We start from the raw sequence: 14,785 nt of genomic DNA on the forward strand, positions 1-14,785 counted from the left end.
ATGACAATCCCTTCGGGGTCGCCCGGCCGCGAACGAGCTGTCGCGAACGGCCGGGCGGAAAAATGGTTAGTGGAACTGGTCTTCTTCGGTCGAGCCGACGAGCGCGAGGGTGGCGCTCGTGGGGTTCAGGGCCGTTGCGATCCGGTCGAAGTAGCCTGTGCCCACTTCGCGCTGGTGCTTCGTCGCGGTGTAGCCGTCTGCCTCCGAGGCGAATTCGGCCTCCTGCAGTTCGACATATGCGCTCATGGCGCGGTTCTTGTAGTCCTGAGCGAGCGTGAACATCGAATGGTTCAGCGCGTGGAAGCCAGCCAGCGTGATGAACTGGAAGGCGTAGCCCATGGCGGCGAGTTCCTTCTGGAACGTCGCGATCTGCGCGTCGTCGAGGTGGGATTTCCAGTTAAACGACGGCGAGCAGTTGTAGGCGAGTTTCTTGCCGGGGAAGTCCTGGTGGATGCGCTCGGCGAACCGGCGGGCGAGCTCGAGGTCCGGCTCCGCCGACTCGACCCAGAGCAGGTCGGCGTACTCGGCGTAGGCGAGGCCACGGGAGATGACGGTGTCGATGCCGTTGTTGACCTCGTAGAAGCCTTCGGCGGTGCGGGTTCCGGTGAGGAAGGGGCGGTCGCGCTCGTCGACGTCGCTCGTCAGCAGCGTCGCCGCGAGGGCGTCGGTGCGGGCGATGATGACGCTCGGCACGCCGGCAACGTCGGCGGCGAGCCGGGCAGCGTTGAGGGTGCGGATGTGCTGGCTGGTCGGAATGAGGACCTTGCCGCCCATGTGCCCGCACTTCTTCTCGCTCGCGAGCTGGTCTTCCCAGTGCACGCCAGCCGCTCCGGCCGAGATCATGGATGCCATCAGTTCGTAAGCGTTGAGCGGTCCGCCGAATCCGGCCTCGGCGTCGGCGACGATCGGGGCGAGCCAGTCCACCGTGGTGGTTCCGGTCTCGGCGAACTCAATCTGGTCAGCGCGGAGCAGGGCGTTGTTGATGCGGCGGACGACGCTCGGCACCGAGTTGGCCGGGTAGAGCGACTGGTCCGGGTAGGTCTGGCCGGAGAGGTTCGCGTCTGCGGCGACCTGCCAGCCGGAGAGGTAGATGGCCTTGAGGCCGGCACGAACCTGCTGCACCGCCTGGTTGCCGGTGAGAGCACCGAGTGCGGGGACCCACTCTTCGGAGTGGATGAGGTTCCACAGGTTCTCGGCACCGCGACGGGCGAGGGTTGCGTCCTCACGGACACTGCCCCGAAGCGCGACGACCTCGGCGGCCGTGTAGTCACGCCGGACACCTTCCCAGCGGGGGTTGGCGTCCCACTCGAGCTGCAGTTCGGCCGCGGTCTGGACCTGGTCGCCTGGGCGGGTGTTGTCGGTGCTCATCGTTGTGCTCCTTCGTCGGGGGCCGAACCGGCTTCGAAGAGCCGTGGTTCGGAGGTCGTACAGAGAGTCTGTGTGCGCCACGCGGTGCCCGACCCGGAAAGTCCGTAGAAAAAGCACGATTCTTCTGGTTGTCGGAAGGACCGCCGAATGCGACGATGGCACCATGACCAGCACCGCAGCTGACCCACGAATTCTCGCCACTCCCGAGTCCGACGCGGGAACCGTCGACGCCCTCCTGCTGGGGCGTCGCATCCGTTCGCTGCGCGTTGCCCGCGGAATGACGCTCGAGCAGCTCGGGGCGGCGATCGACCGCGCTCCGTCCCAGGTGTCGACGATCGAGAACGGCAAGCGGGAGCCGAGGCTCTCGATGCTGCGCCAGATCGCGACGGCCCTCGGCACAACTACCGACGATCTTCTGCGCGATGAGGCCCCGAGCGAGCGGGCGGCCCTCGAGATGGCGCTCGAACGTGCCCAGCGCGGCCCGGTCTTCTCCGCGCTCGGCATCGACCCGATCCGGGTGTCGAAGGGGCACAGCGACGACACGCTGCGCACGATCCTGGCGCTCGCCACCGAGGTCGAGCGGCTGCACCGCGAACGGGCGGCGACCCCGGAGGAGGCCCGGCGGGCGAACGCCTCGCTGCGGGCGACGATGCGGGCGAAAGACAACTACTTTCCCGAGCTCGAGGCGCAGGCGAAGCAGCTGCTCGCCGCCGTCGGGCACACCGGCGGCCCCGTATCGCAGCAGCTCGTCGGGGACATGGCCAACCACCTGGGGTTCACGCTGCACTACGTCGGTGACCTGCCGCACTCGACCCGGTCGGTGACCGATTCACGCAACGGCCGGATCTACCTGCCCACGTCGCAGTCGGCATCCCGCGACTCGCGCTCGCCCGTTGTGCAGGCCTTCGCCAGCCACGTGCTCGGACACCTGGAGCCGACGAGCTACGCCGACTTCCTCCGACAGCGGGTCGAGACCAACTACCTCACGGCGGCGATCCTGCTGCCGGAGTCGGATGCCGTCCGGTTCCTCACCGAGGCGAAGAACTTCCGCCGGATTTCGATGGAGGATCTCCGCGACGCGTTCGCCGTCTCCTACGAGACCGCGGCGCACCGCTTCACCAACCTCGCCACCGCACGCCTCGGCATCCCCGTGCACTTCACCAAGGTCCACGAATCGGGCACGATCGTGAAGGCGTATTCCAACGACGGTGTGAAGCACCCGACGGATGCCCTCGGCGCGGTCGAGGGGACGACCGTCTGTCGCAAGTGGACGGCGTTCACCGTCTTCGCTGCTGAAGACCGGTTCAGCCCCTGGTACCAGTACACGGACAACCCGAACGGCACGTACTGGTGCACGTCGCGGATCGAGAAGGCCAAGGAGGGCGATTACTCGGTGACCGTCGGGGTGCCGTTTGAGCACGTGAAGTGGTTCCGTGGGCGAGAGACGGCCAACCGGTCGCGGTCCAGCTGCCCGGACGAGAGCTGCTGCAAGAGCGCACCGAGCGAGCTCGCCGAGAAGTGGGAACACCAGTCCTGGCCTGCGGCACGGACGCCGACGAGTCTGCTCGCGGCGTTGCCGACGGGGACGTTTCCGGGCGTCGACCAGGTGGAGGTCTACCGCTTCCTCGAGGCGCACGCACCGGCGTAACCGCCCGGCCGCGCCCGTGCGTCAGGCGCGAGCGTTGCCGCGGAGGATCTTGACGGCCTCAGCCAGGGTCTCGTCCGCACCAACATTGCCGGCGAAGACGACGTAAGGAAGCCCACTCAGGGCCGGGTTGTCCTCCCCGACGTGCAGCCAGACTGAGACGATGCCGGGGAACAGCTGGCCGGCCACTATTGCCCGTCGGATCTTCAGACCGCCCGTGGCAACATCGCTCGACGTGATGCCGCCCTTGGCGATCACCCACGCTGGCGTCGCATCACTGACGGCGACTTCCGTGAGTGCGACGAGCACCGCGGAGACCGTCTGCGCGATCACGAGGCTGGAATGACCGGAGTCGCCGGTGATCTGTTCGCGACTCGAGGCGAGGACGACGTCTGTGCGGCCGAGCGCCGAGATCAGCGCCTCAGCGACCCGCGCGAGTTCGGGGCCGGTGCCTTCCGGGTCGAGCAGTCGCGGCACGTCGAGGACAACTGTCTCGATGTCGGTGACCTCGGACTGCAGGTGCGCGACCTGGCGGGTGGTGAGCTCGACGTGCGACCCGACAACGACGAGTCCGTGGCCAGGACGCTCGCCCCCGGCGAAGATCTCGTCGTGGGTGAGCGGCTCGCGGGCGGCGATGCCGAGCCTCGCTCCCGGGAACGACGGCCCGCAGCGGGTCAGGACCCTGGCTCCCTGTTCTTCTGCCAGCAACAGCCCGAGCACGACGACGTCGAGGTCAGCTTCATCGAGCAGGTTGACCGCGACCGGCTGGGCGTTGGTGCAGCCCAGGAGAATGTCGCGCACCCGCTCGGGGCCGCCCTCACGGATGTCCTCGAGACCGATGCTGATCACATCCGTCGCCGCGATTGCACCACCCGTCTTTTCCTCGATGTACTCGGGAAGGGTCGATGCCGAAAAGCCGAACGTGGCATCCTTCGCGTAGTTCGAGAGTCCGACCGGAACGAACGTGTTCCCGGTGCCGACGTAGTGCACGTCTCCCACGGTTACCCGTCCCGCCGGGAAATAGGCAGGAGCGAGGAGGAGAGCGTTGAACGGCGTCCCCGTGGCTGCCGCCTGCTCGATGAGCACGTCTGTCTCGAGCGGGTAGTGCCCACGGAGGGTGGAATCGCCGCGTGCGATCAGCGCGATCTCAGCGCCTCGCCTCCTGGCTTCCCGCTCGACCGCTCTGGCGACCTCTGATACCCGTTCGCGGGCTTCGTCGTCGTTGAACCCGCGGGAGTTGGTGAGGATGAAGAACCCGTGGCCTGGCTGGTCGAACGCCCACTCGAGGTCATCGGCGTCCCAGCTGGTCAGCACCGGGGTGTCGTGAACGGTCTGGCTTCCGGTCGGGTCGTCGTCGAGCACGATCACCCAGCGGTTGCCTGACTCGTTGGCCTCGCGAATCCTCCGACGTGCGTCAGGGATGGTCAGCGGCGCGGGGAGTCCCGTCGAGAGTTCCTGCATCGTGCGGCCCGCCGGCGCGTTCGGTGTGTCGCTCATCTGCTGCTCCCCGTTGATACTGCCGGTCGACCCGGCGCTGTGGCTCCACTGCCGCTCCGGAACCGCCACGGTCCGTTCCGGGTGACAGCGCCAAATATATAAGATGTCGGACACATCCACCGCGGGTGTGACCCGCAACGGCGCTGACAGGAGATCCGCATGACGACGACACCCCAGGCATCCGCCCCTGACACCGTGGCCATTCTCGGTCTCGGGGCCATGGGGCTGCCGATGGCGACGCGACTCGCCAGCGGCCTGTCAGTGCGGGCCTTCGACTTCGATCCGGCACGGATGGCGCTCGCCGCTGAGCGGGGCGTGACCTGTTTCGACTCGGCACCTGACGCTGCGCGCGGCGCGGATATCGTGCTGATCGCGGTGAGAAACGGCGAGCAGCTTGACAGCGCCCTCTTCGGGCCCGATGGCGTCGCCGAGGTGCTTCGGTCCGGAAGCATCGTGATCCTCACCAGCACGATCGGGGCGGATGCCATTCCGGCGACCGTCGATCGGCTCGCCGAGCGTGGGGTCGAGCTTGTCGATGCGCCGCTGTCCGGTGGTCCGGTTCGGGCAGGGCAGGGCGATTTGCTCATTGTCGTCGGGGCGTCACCCCGGGCGCTCGAGCGCGCTCGTCCGGTCCTCGACCTGCTCGCGTCGACGCTCACGGTGGTGGGCGACAAGCCGGGCGACGGGCAGGCGATGAAGACCGTCAACCAGTTGTTGTGCGGTGTCCACATCGCGGCTGCGGCTGAGGCGCTCGCCCTCGCTGACGCGCTTGGTCTCGATCCGGGCAAGGCCCTGGCGGCCCTCGAGGCGGGCGCGGCCGGATCCTTCATGCTCTCGAATCGCGGACCGCGGATGCTGGAAGCGTACGACGAGGATGGCGCGGAGGTGTTGAGCAGGCTCGATATTTTCGTCAAGGACCTGGGCATTGTCGGCGCGGCAACGCGTGCCGCCGGGCTGCCGGCACCGGTCGCTGCGGCAGCCGAACAGCTGTTCCTGCTTGGCCAGGCGCAGGGTCTCGGTGCCGCCGATGATTCCGCGGTGATCCGGGTCGTCGCACCCGATCGGACCGAATGACGGTCGGTTTCGTCGGCCAGTCGCGTAGCTGAGACCCATCGACACGGCTGGAAATATCCTATAGGATTAGTCGAACCACACACTCAACGTCGAGGAAGACACATGACCAGGCTCTGGAACGAACCCGAGAACTTTGCAGACGAAATGACCGATGGATTCGCTCGCGCCAACGCGCGATGGGTCCGCCGGGTGTCAGGAGGGGTCACCCGCTCGACCCGCTCGGAAGAACCGACGGTGTCCCTCGTGATCGGCGGCGGGTCAGGTCATTACCCGGCGTTCGGCGGCCTGGTCGGTCACGGTCTGGCACACGGGGCCGCTATGGGAAACCTGTTCGCATCGCCGTCCGCGCGGCAGGTCGAATCGGTCGCTCGCGCGAGCGAACAGGGCAGGGGCGTCCTGCTGAGCTACGGCAACTACGCCGGCGACGTTCTCCACTTCACCGAAGCGCAGGACAAGCTCCGTGCCGACGGCATCGACTGCAGGACCGTGACGGTGACGGACGACATCTTCAGCGCACCAGCGGGCGAGCAGGAGAAGCGCCGGGGGATCGCAGGGGACCTCACGGTGTTCAAGGCCGCCGGCGCCGCTGCCGCGGCCGGGTACGACATGGATGGCGTCGAGCGAGCCGCCATCCTCGCGAACGATCGCACACGCACGATGGGTGTCGCCTTTACCGGGTGCACGCTGCCTGGAGCCGCCGAGCCGCTGTTCACGGTGCCGGAGGGACGGATGGCCATCGGTCTCGGCATTCACGGTGAGCCTGGCATCGACGAGGTCGACATCCCCAGCGCAGACGGCCTCGCGGAACTCTTCGTCGAGCGCCTCCTCGACCCCGCTGAGATTCCCGAGGGTGTTACCGTGTCGGGTGCGCGGGTGGTTCCCATCCTCAACGGTCTCGGCTCGGTGAAGAACGAGGAGCTCTACGTCGTTTTCGACCGCATCGCCACGTTGCTGGAGGATGCCGGTGCAGTGATCGTCGATCCGCACGTCGGCGAGTTCTGCACCAGTTTCGACATGGCCGGTGTCTCGCTCACCCTGCTCTGGCTCGACGACGAGCTCGAGACCCTGTGGCGCGCCCCTGCCGACACCCCCGCGTTCCGCACGGGTTCTGTCGACAGTACTGCGCAGGTTGAACGGGACGAGATCGACGACTCGGTTGCCGAGGAGGTCATCCCCGACGCGAGCGACGAGTCCAGACGTGCTGCTGCGGTGGTTGTCACCGCGCTCGAGGCGATCGTCTCGGTCATCGACGCGAACGCCGAAGAGCTCGGCCGCATCGACGCGATCGCCGGGGACGGCGACCACGGTATCGGGATGAAGCGCGGCTCACACGCCGCGCTCGCCGCTGCCCGCTCCGCGCACTCGAACGGGGCCGGCGCCCAGAGTGTGCTCGCTTCGGCGGCGGATGAGTGGTCGAACCGGGCCGGTGGTACCTCCGGCGCGATTTGGGCGGTCATCCTCCGCACCGTCGGCGAGCGGCTCGGTAACACGGCACCGGTCACGGCGAACGCCGTTGCCGATGGACTCGTCGGCGCCAGTAATGCCGTCATGGATTTCGGTAAGGCGAAGGTTGGCGACAAGACCATGGTCGACGCGCTCGTGCCTTTCGCCGAGACGCTCAGCCAACGTATTGGTTCCGGCGATAGTCTTGCCGCCGCATGGTCGGCCGCGGCAACTGCCGCACAGGACGCAGCGGACGGCACCACCGACATGATGCCGGGGATGGGCCGCGCCCGATCGCACGGTGACAAGGCGCTCGGGGTCGCGGATCCCGGTGCGGTTTCACTCGCGATGATCGCGGCGGTGGTGCAGGGTGTCCTGCCCACGGCATCCGTTCTCTGATTTACCCACGAACAGGAGCACAACATGAGCGCACTTCGTATCGTCGTCGGCTCTGACGACGCAGGATTCGAGTACAAGGAACGGCTGAAAGCCGACCTCGAGGGCAGCGACCTCGTGGCATCCGTCACCGACGTTGGCGTGAACGCCGATGGCCACACCAACTATCCGACGATCGCGATAGCGGCAGCCGAAATGGTAGCTCGAGGCGAGGCCGACCGCGCCCTCCTGGTGTGCGGAACCGGACTCGGCGTCGCCATTGCGGCGAACAAGGTCCCCGGAGTGCGCGCCGTCACGGCCCACGACCCATACTCCGTTGAGCGCGCCGTGCTCTCGAACAACGCGCAGGTGCTGTGCATGGGCCAGCGCGTCGTCGGACTCGAACTCGCTCGACGCCTCGTGCGCGAGTGGCTGACCTATACCTTCGACGAGTCGAGCGCCTCCAACGACAAGGTGCAGGAGATCCGCAGCTACGAAGGCGTCTGATGCCGCCGGCCGGCTCACCTCGATTCCTGATCGGGGTGAGCCACAAAATGTACTTCAGTCACGCTCGCACCGTGGCCTGGTGCCGCGACGTCGCCGCGATCGCCGGGGACAATCCGGCGATCGCCGACGGCACCGTCGAGCTCTTCGTCATCCCGACCTTCCTCTCGGTTCCTGCCGCCATCGATGCGCTCGGGGCTGTTGCGCTGGTCGGCGCGCAAGACCTCAGCACCGAGGACAGCGGCGCGTATACCGGAGAGGTGAGCGGGGCTGAGATCGCCGAACTGGGTTGCCGCGTGGTGGAGGTGGGGCACGCCGAGCGGCGGCGTCTGTTTGGCGAAACAGCCGAGGTTGTCGCGGCGAAAACCGATGCGGCGTTGCGCAACGGGCTCGATCCCGTGCTCTGTATCGGCGAAACCGTGCGCTCGACCGCGGAGGACGCCATCGCTGACTGCACGGCCCAGATCGCGTCGGCCCTTGAACCCAGCCGCACGGCTGGCCACCACGGCCGGGTCATCGTTGCGTACGAGCCGCACTGGGCGATCGGTGCGCCGGAACCGGCGTCGGCTGACTACATCCGCACGGTCTGCTCCGCGCTGCGCGAGTACGTCAGTTCGCTCGCCGACTTCCCAGGGTCGGTAGTGATCTACGGCGGCAGCGCAGGCCCCGGCCTCCTCGGACACATCGCCGACAGCGTCGATGGCCTGTTCCTCGGACGGTTCGCTCACGACCCCGATGCCGTGCGTGTCATCCTCGACGAAGCAGCGGACGCCGCGAAGGCACCCCACGGCGCTGGTACTCTCGAGAACGGAACGTCGAGGAGAGCCAATGCCTGAATCCACCTACCCGCTCGGACAGGCGGGGGTGATTGAGCGCAAAGGGCTCAGGGACCGTGTCTATGACCTCGTGCTTGACATGCTCGTCAGCCAGTCCGTCGCTCCAGGCACCCGACTCTCGATCGACGCGATCGCCCGTGACCTCAATGTGTCGCCCACTCCGGTGCGCGAGGCACTCGTCCAGCTGGAGCGCACGGGGCTCGTGACGAGGGAGCCGCTCAAGGGCTACCGGGTCGCTCCGCAGATCACCGACGGACAGCTCGAGTCGCTCTTCGATACCCGGATCGTGCTCGAGGGCGGTGCCGCGGCGCTCGCGGCACGTCATTCGGACGAACTGGTTCCTCTGCTCGAGGCAGCGCTCGAGGAGCACCGGAAGGTGACCGAGCGCGTGCGTGCGGCGGCCCAGGGTGGCGCCCTCTCGGTGGCTTTGCTGCGTGAGTATTTCGCGGTCGACTGGAACTTCCACCACCTCATTTTCGAGGGCACGAACAACCAGTTCCTCATCGACATGTCCGAGGTCATCTCGACGAGGGTGCACCGCATGCGCCAAACGGTGCTGAGCGGCGTCACCGACGCCGAGGATGCCGTCAACGAGCACACGCACATCATCGAGGCGTTCCGCACCGGCGACCCGGACGCTGTCGCCGGGGCCATGCGTGACCACATCGAGAAGGTGCGGTCGCGGTCGCGGTCGGACGCGCACACGCGCTGACTCTCCTTCGCCCTGAGGGGTGTTGTTTCGGGCGGCGGATCACGGGATCGGCGCCGCTACCGGCGGTGGACCCCCGGTATTTCCTCCCGGCGCCGCGCCACCGGCTCGAGCGGCGGCTCGCGGCCAGCCGGCGGCGGGGGCGAGCGATTCGCAGCAAGGGGTGTTGTTTCGGGCGGCGGATCAGGGGGTCGGCGCCGCTACCGGCGGTGGACCCCCGGTATTTCCTCCCGGCGCCGCGGCACCGGCTCGAGCGGCGACTCGAGCGACCACCCACCCAACGAAAACCGGGCCGGGTCCTTGAGGACCCGACCCGGTTCACCGTGACAGCTAGTGTCCCGGAGGAGCCTCTTCGAGGAGCGCATCAGCACGCGCCTTGAAGAACCGGGTGCAGTACATCATCGCGGCCGCGAGGAACGCGAACACACCGAGCGAGACGATGCCCCAGATTCCACTCTCGGTGGGTGCGGTCTCGTTGAAGCTCGTACGCATAATGGGTGCGACGAATCCACCGAGGTTACCCAGCGAGTTGATCAGGCCGATTCCGGCGGCCGCCGCCGTTCCGGTGAGGAACGCCGTCGGGTACGACCAGGTGATCGGACCAACCGAGAGGAAGCTGGCGACCGCAAGTGTGATGAACAGGATGCCAACGACCGGCAGGTTGTTCGCGCCAGCCCAGGCAGAGCCGAAGATCGAGAGACCGGTGAAGATGTAGAACAGCGTGCCCCAATTGCGACGGAACCTGATGGTCGACGCATTCTTGCCCACGAGGTAGCAGGCGAACAGACCGACCAGCCACGGGATAGCCGAGACAAGACCAACCTGCCAACCGACATCCTGACCGATCAGTCCGGAGACCTGCTGCGGGAGGTAGAACGTGGTGCCGTAAACCGCGATCTGGAGGCAGAAGTAAATAAGGGTGAAGTACCAGACCTTCCAGTTCGACATCGCGCGCCAGATGCCGGAGGGGCCGTCTTCGGTGCGTACAGCGTCTTCCTTCGCCATGACCTCGGTTAAGGCATCCTTCTCCTCCTGGTTGAGGAACTTCGCCTTTTGCGGACTATTCACAAGGAAGAAGAGCGCGGCAATACCGGCGACAACCGCCAACATGCCCTCGACGAAGAACATCACCTGCCAGCCGTGCCACGGCGTCAGGGTGTCACCGAAGCTGATCAGGCCGCCGCTGAGCGGTGCCCCGAGCATCTGGGAGAACGGCTGTGCCAGGTAGAAGATAGCGAACATCTGCACGCGGACCTTGTTCGGGAACCACTCCGCGAGGAACATGATGACACCGGGGAACAGCCCGGCCTCGGTGACACCGAGGAGGAACCGCAGGATGATGAACATTGTGTCGTTCGTGGTGAAGGCGAACGCCGCGGCGACGATGCCCCACGTGATCGCGATCCGGGCAAGCCAGAACCGCGCTCCGAACTTCTTCAGCAGCAAGTTGCTCGGGATCTCGAAGATCGCGTAGCCGATGAAGAAGATTCCCGCACCGAGCGCGAACGCTCCCTGGGAAATCCCGCGGTCCATCGACAGGGCATCTTCGGCGAAGCCGATGTTCGTGCGGTCGAGGAACGCAACGAAGTAGAGGATGACGAGCATCGGCATGAGGTGCCGAGCCGCCTTTGAAATCGCCGACTTGAGCGCCGGGCTGTGGGCATTGGGATCAATGCCGGCAGTGGGGTTTAGCGCGGACAAACTGCTCTCCTTTGAGGTCTATTCGATGTAGCCCGCGCGCGGCACGCGGGGGCGGTGGAGTGCTCAGCCGAAGATGCTCGGTGCGAGCAACCAGATTCCCACTCCAACGAGAATGATCCCGAGGGCGAGGAAAAGGATGCGGCCTTTGGACCAGGGTCCTGTTGCTCCCGTCATGATCCCGGCCTCAGTGCATGTAGAGGCCGCCGTCAACGTTCAGGGTCTGACCCGTCACGTATCCGGCGTCCTCGCTGATGAGGTAGGAGATGGCGGCGGCAATGTCGCGCGGCGTGCCGATGCGCGGGAGAACGCCGTCGGATGCCATGGCTTCCTTGCGTTCGTCCGTGAGTGTTCCGCCCATGATGTCGGTGTCGATGGGGCCGGGGGAGATGACGTTGACCGTGATCCCGTCCTTGCCGAGCTCGCGAGCGACACTGCGAGAGAACCCGATGACGCCGGCCTTCGCCGCGGAGTACGCCGTCTTGCTGAAGGTGCCTCCGCCGCGCTGGGCCGAGACCGACGAGAGGTTGACGACCCGGCCGACGCCGTTCTTCACCATGGACTCGACGGCGCGCCGTGTGGCGAAGTGGACGCCGTTCAGGTTGATGCCCAGGACCCGGTTCCACTCCTCGTTCGTCACCTCGAGATACGGCACCGGTGAGGATACGCCGGCGAGGTTCACGAGCGCGACGACCTGGGGCAGCGCAGCCTCGAGCGAGTCGAAAGCGGCACGGACCTGCGCGTCGTCGGCAACATTCGCACCGGCGCCAGCGGCGACGACACCATGCTGTTCCGCAATCTCCGCTGCAACGGATGCCGCGGCATCCGCGTCGAGGTCAATGATGCCGATGTTCCAGCCCTGCTCGGCCAGATAGTGGGCTGATGCGCGGCCGATGCCACGCGGTGACGCGGCACCGGTGAGGATGACCGCGCGCGATTCGGGAAACTGTGTTGCCATGTCCGGTCCGATCGTGTCAGTTCGAGGGGTGAATGGGGGCAGGGCCGAGCTCATCCATCAGCTTCTTGATGGCGACGTATGCCTTGTTGCGGTAGGCGATCAGCTCCGCAGTGCGTTCCGCGGGTACGTCGAGGTAGCCCGCACCGGTTTTGGTGCCGAACTTGCCTGCGTCGACGAGTTCCTTGAGCGAGTCCGGGGTCGCGAAGCGCTCGGGCCAGCGGGTCTGCAGGGAGGCGTAGCAGAACGAGTAGACGTCGAGGCCGGCCATGTCGGCGATCGCGAACGGTCCGAAGACCGGAAGGCGGAAGCCGAACGTGGTCCGCACGATCGTGTCGATGTCTTCGGGGGTTGCAACGCCCTCTTCGACGAGCTGGGTCGCCTCGTGGAACAGTGCGTACTGCAGGCGGTTGAGCACGAAGCCCGTCGCGTCCTTGACCCGCGCCGTCTCCTTGCCGGTCGCCTTCACGATTTCTTCGACGACCTCGATCGCCGCAGGGTCGGTTCCCTCGTGGGGGATGAGTTCAACGCCAGGGATGAACGGGGCCGGGTTCGAGAAGTGAACGCCGAGGAACCGGGCCGGATTGGTCACGGCCTCAGCGAGCGACCCGATCAGGATCGTTGAGGTGTTCGAGCCGATGATCGCGTCAGGACGCGCTGCATCACTGATGCGCTTGAGCGTCGCGTGCTTGATCTCGATCTTCTCCGGCACCGCTTCCTCGATGAAGTCGGCGTCAGCAACGGCCTCCTCGATCGACGCGGCTGGCGAGACGTTGGCGCGGATGCGTTCCACGGCGTCGGCGGGGAACAGCCCGTCAGCGACGAACTGCGCGGCCTCCTCGATGAGGCGCTCGTAGTTCTTGACGGCGATCTCCTCGGAGATATCCGCGATGCGGACCTGGGCACCAGACAGGGCGAGAACCTGAGCGATTCCCCCACCCATGTATCCGGAGCCGACGACGGCGATGATGCGATTGGTCATGATTCTCTCCTAGGCCTTCGGAAGAAGTGAGCGGATGTACTTCTGGTTGGTGGCACACATGCCGAGGCTGTCTCCGCCGTAGTGCTCGGCGAGGATGATCCCGTTGTAGCCGAGCGCCATGGCATCCCGGAAGACCTGGCGGTAATTAATGAGACCCGCTTCCATGGTCGACGGAACCGAGGTGAACCAGCTTCCGTCTGCCGCTTCGTCACGCGTGTAGTTCTTGACGTGCCAATAGTTGGCATAGGGGAGCGTCTTGGCGAAGAGCTCGCGCCAGTCCTCGACGGGCCGGTGCAGGCGGATGAGGTTTGCAACGTCGGGGTTGATGCCGACGTTGTCGAGGCCCACATCTTCGACGAACCGAACGGCGCTGTCCGCGGTGCCGACGTAGGTGTCCTCGTACATCTCGAGGGAGAGCGGAAGACCAACGGATGCCGCGTGCTCGCCGAGCTCACGGATGCGCTTGACGGCGGTGTCCCAGACGTCGCGGTCGTCAGGGTCCTTCGGGCCCTCCGCTGTCCAGAACCACAGCGCCTTCTTCTGCGCGTCGCTGAACGGCTGGTGCAGGCCGGTCGAGAAGACCTCCATGCCCCATTCGGCTGCCGCGTCGATGGTGCGGTGCGCGTACGCGAGGTTCTTCTCTTCAGAGCCCGGCATGATGACGCTCTGACGCTGGAGGTGCACCGAGGGGATGCCAACTCCGTGCGATTTCGCGATGGAGAGGAACTCGTCGCGCCTCGATGGTTCGAGGTCTGCGGGGCGCACGTGGCTGTCAGCGAGTTCGGCCAGGGTGAATCCGACGTCGGCCACCTGTGCGAACATGTCGTCCCACACCTCGGCCGGGGCGTCATGCATGGCGAGGCCTTGCTTATCGACCGGCGGGAAAGCGTGGAGACAGGTGGCGATGGGCCAGGTCTCAGCCGTGTACTTGGGTTTCTCAGTCGACATTGTGCTCCATTGCATTCAGGGTCGCCATCACGGCTTCCAATATCCTATAGGAACCATACGCGCCGAGGTCGTGATTGTAAACACCCGGCAGGTTGCTGTCCTCGGCGTGCTCGTGTTTGCGGAGAGCATTTCGCCCTGTACACTTGGGGAGGTAGTTGAAATCTGCCAAGCTTTTTTGCGCCTATTTTCATCTTTTTTCGGCAACCGCCGTAAGAAGGGGATTGCAGGTCAGAATCGTGAATCAGGTTTTTGCTTCCCGACCGGGTATCCGGTCATAGGGCGGTGGCTCAATTGGTAGAGCAGCGGTCTCCAAAACCGCAGGTTGCAGGTTCAAGTCCTGTCCGCCCTGCGCGTCGGTGTTAACACCCCGGCACATGAAAGGTGTAACCAGGTGGCCCGAAAAGTTATCGACGAACCGAGCGAGGAAATCGTCGCAGCAGCGAAGAAGGACCGTGCCGCAAAGCGTGGACCCTTCGCCGGGATCATCCTGTTTCTGAAGCAGGTTGTCGCTGAGCTCAAGAAGGTCGTCACACCGACCCGCAAGGAACTGCTCAGCTACACCGGTGTTGTGCTCGTGTTCGTCGTGATCATGATGGCGCTTGTCTGGGGCCTGGATCAGGTGTTCAGCTGGGTCGTGATCTTCACGTTCGGTACTCCGGCGGCCTAGCCGCTGACATCCGTTCATCCGAACCTCATACAGCGCAACGTGGCCGTGCACCGGCCAAACGAGAGCCAAAGGAAAGAGATTTAA

At 65.8% G+C, this 14,785-nt stretch carries 13 protein-coding genes and 1 tRNA gene; 8 read left to right on the forward strand and 6 right to left on the reverse strand.

Features of this window, described 5'->3' with window-relative positions; translation table 11 throughout:
* Nucleotides 1-66 precede the first annotated feature (66 nt).
* Entirely contained in the window at nucleotides 67-1,368 is a 1,302-nt protein-coding gene (gene aceA / locus AC1C2N_RS01315; protein WP_483405233.1) for an isocitrate lyase, read from the reverse strand.
* Between the two features lie 163 nt (nucleotides 1,369-1,531).
* On the opposite strand from aceA, the gene AC1C2N_RS01320 reads away from it, so the two are divergent.
* Nucleotides 1,532-3,016 carry a helix-turn-helix domain-containing protein gene (locus tag AC1C2N_RS01320; RefSeq protein WP_495432561.1) on the forward strand — a complete coding sequence of 495 codons (1,485 nt, stop codon included), beginning with the start codon at nucleotides 1,532-1,534 and terminating at the stop codon, nucleotides 3,014-3,016.
* Between the two features lie 21 nt (nucleotides 3,017-3,037).
* Here AC1C2N_RS01320 and AC1C2N_RS01325 read toward each other — a convergent pair whose 3' ends face one another.
* Nucleotides 3,038-4,510, reverse strand: coding sequence for a four-carbon acid sugar kinase family protein (locus AC1C2N_RS01325; protein WP_495432562.1), 1,473 nt, complete (start codon nucleotides 4,508-4,510; stop codon nucleotides 3,038-3,040).
* Nucleotides 4,511-4,669: 159 nt separating this feature from the next.
* Here AC1C2N_RS01325 and AC1C2N_RS01330 point away from each other — a divergent pair, with 159 nt between their 5' ends.
* The 5 genes from AC1C2N_RS01330 (at nucleotide 4,670) to AC1C2N_RS01350 (ending at nucleotide 9,454) form a co-directional block, all read left to right on the forward strand.
* Entirely contained in the window at nucleotides 4,670-5,584 is a 915-nt protein-coding gene (locus AC1C2N_RS01330; protein ID WP_495432563.1) for an NAD(P)-dependent oxidoreductase, read from the forward strand.
* A gap of 102 nt (nucleotides 5,585-5,686) precedes the next feature.
* Nucleotides 5,687-7,426, forward strand: a complete 1,740-nt coding sequence (locus tag AC1C2N_RS01335; RefSeq protein WP_495432564.1) for a dihydroxyacetone kinase family protein — start codon at nucleotides 5,687-5,689, stop codon at nucleotides 7,424-7,426.
* A 24-nt stretch (nucleotides 7,427-7,450) separates the two neighbouring features.
* Nucleotides 7,451-7,909 (forward strand): ribose-5-phosphate isomerase, encoded by a 459-nt coding sequence (locus AC1C2N_RS01340; RefSeq protein ID WP_483405238.1) that lies wholly within the window; start codon nucleotides 7,451-7,453, stop codon nucleotides 7,907-7,909.
* Nucleotides 7,909-8,742, forward strand: a complete 834-nt coding sequence (locus tag AC1C2N_RS01345; protein WP_495432566.1) for a triose-phosphate isomerase family protein — start codon at nucleotides 7,909-7,911, stop codon at nucleotides 8,740-8,742. The genes AC1C2N_RS01340 and AC1C2N_RS01345 overlap by 1 nt, the downstream gene beginning before the upstream one ends.
* Nucleotides 8,735-9,454 carry a GntR family transcriptional regulator gene (locus AC1C2N_RS01350; protein WP_483405240.1) on the forward strand — a complete coding sequence of 240 codons (720 nt, stop codon included), beginning with the start codon at nucleotides 8,735-8,737 and terminating at the stop codon, nucleotides 9,452-9,454. The genes AC1C2N_RS01345 and AC1C2N_RS01350 overlap by 8 nt, the downstream gene beginning before the upstream one ends.
* A gap of 327 nt (nucleotides 9,455-9,781) precedes the next feature.
* Here AC1C2N_RS01350 and AC1C2N_RS01355 read toward each other — a convergent pair whose 3' ends face one another.
* The 4 genes from AC1C2N_RS01355 to AC1C2N_RS01370 all read right to left on the reverse strand — a co-directional run bounded on the left by AC1C2N_RS01355 (nucleotide 9,782) and on the right by AC1C2N_RS01370 (nucleotide 14,034).
* Nucleotides 9,782-11,152, reverse strand: coding sequence for an MFS transporter (locus AC1C2N_RS01355; RefSeq protein ID WP_483405241.1), 1,371 nt, complete (start codon nucleotides 11,150-11,152; stop codon nucleotides 9,782-9,784).
* Nucleotides 11,153-11,336: 184 nt separating this feature from the next.
* Nucleotides 11,337-12,107, reverse strand: coding sequence for an SDR family NAD(P)-dependent oxidoreductase (locus AC1C2N_RS01360; RefSeq protein WP_483405242.1), 771 nt, complete (start codon nucleotides 12,105-12,107; stop codon nucleotides 11,337-11,339).
* A gap of 16 nt (nucleotides 12,108-12,123) precedes the next feature.
* The gene (locus AC1C2N_RS01365) at nucleotides 12,124-13,086 is read right to left on the reverse strand and encodes a 3-hydroxyacyl-CoA dehydrogenase family protein (protein WP_495432567.1); all 963 of its coding nucleotides are present in this window, start codon (nucleotides 13,084-13,086) and stop codon (nucleotides 12,124-12,126) included.
* A gap of 9 nt (nucleotides 13,087-13,095) precedes the next feature.
* Nucleotides 13,096-14,034: a sugar phosphate isomerase/epimerase family protein gene (locus tag AC1C2N_RS01370; RefSeq protein WP_495432568.1), complete on the reverse strand. Its 939-nt coding sequence runs from the start codon at nucleotides 14,032-14,034 to the stop codon at nucleotides 13,096-13,098.
* A gap of 276 nt (nucleotides 14,035-14,310) precedes the next feature.
* Here AC1C2N_RS01370 and AC1C2N_RS01375 point away from each other — a divergent pair.
* A tRNA-Trp gene (locus AC1C2N_RS01375) sits at nucleotides 14,311-14,383 on the forward strand.
* Nucleotides 14,384-14,425: 42 nt separating this feature from the next.
* Nucleotides 14,426-14,701 (forward strand): preprotein translocase subunit SecE, encoded by a 276-nt coding sequence (secE, locus tag AC1C2N_RS01380; RefSeq protein WP_108390138.1) that lies wholly within the window; start codon nucleotides 14,426-14,428, stop codon nucleotides 14,699-14,701.
* The last annotated feature ends 84 nt before the right edge of the window (nucleotides 14,702-14,785 follow it).

It is taken from the genome of Mycetocola sp. Y791, from assembly GCF_059445325.1.

Excerpts from the sequence above, each read along its gene's own strand:
- aceA (WP_483405233.1), bottom strand. The coding sequence starts at position 1,368 with ATGAGCACCGACAACACCCGCCCAGGCGACCAGGTCCAGACCGCGGCC.
- AC1C2N_RS01320 (WP_495432561.1), top strand. The coding sequence starts at position 1,532 with ATGACCAGCACCGCAGCTGACCCACGAATTCTCGCCACTCCCGAGTCC.
- AC1C2N_RS01325 (WP_495432562.1), bottom strand. The coding sequence starts at position 4,510 with ATGAGCGACACACCGAACGCGCCGGCGGGCCGCACGATGCAGGAACTC.
- AC1C2N_RS01330 (WP_495432563.1), top strand. The coding sequence starts at position 4,670 with ATGACGACGACACCCCAGGCATCCGCCCCTGACACCGTGGCCATTCTC.
- AC1C2N_RS01335 (WP_495432564.1), top strand. The coding sequence starts at position 5,687 with ATGACCAGGCTCTGGAACGAACCCGAGAACTTTGCAGACGAAATGACC.
- AC1C2N_RS01340 (WP_483405238.1), top strand. The coding sequence starts at position 7,451 with ATGAGCGCACTTCGTATCGTCGTCGGCTCTGACGACGCAGGATTCGAG.
- AC1C2N_RS01345 (WP_495432566.1), top strand. The coding sequence starts at position 7,909 with ATGCCGCCGGCCGGCTCACCTCGATTCCTGATCGGGGTGAGCCACAAA.
- AC1C2N_RS01350 (WP_483405240.1), top strand. The coding sequence starts at position 8,735 with ATGCCTGAATCCACCTACCCGCTCGGACAGGCGGGGGTGATTGAGCGC.
- AC1C2N_RS01360 (WP_483405242.1), bottom strand. The coding sequence starts at position 12,107 with ATGGCAACACAGTTTCCCGAATCGCGCGCGGTCATCCTCACCGGTGCC.
- AC1C2N_RS01365 (WP_495432567.1), bottom strand. The coding sequence starts at position 13,086 with ATGACCAATCGCATCATCGCCGTCGTCGGCTCCGGATACATGGGTGGG.
- AC1C2N_RS01370 (WP_495432568.1), bottom strand. The coding sequence starts at position 14,034 with ATGTCGACTGAGAAACCCAAGTACACGGCTGAGACCTGGCCCATCGCC.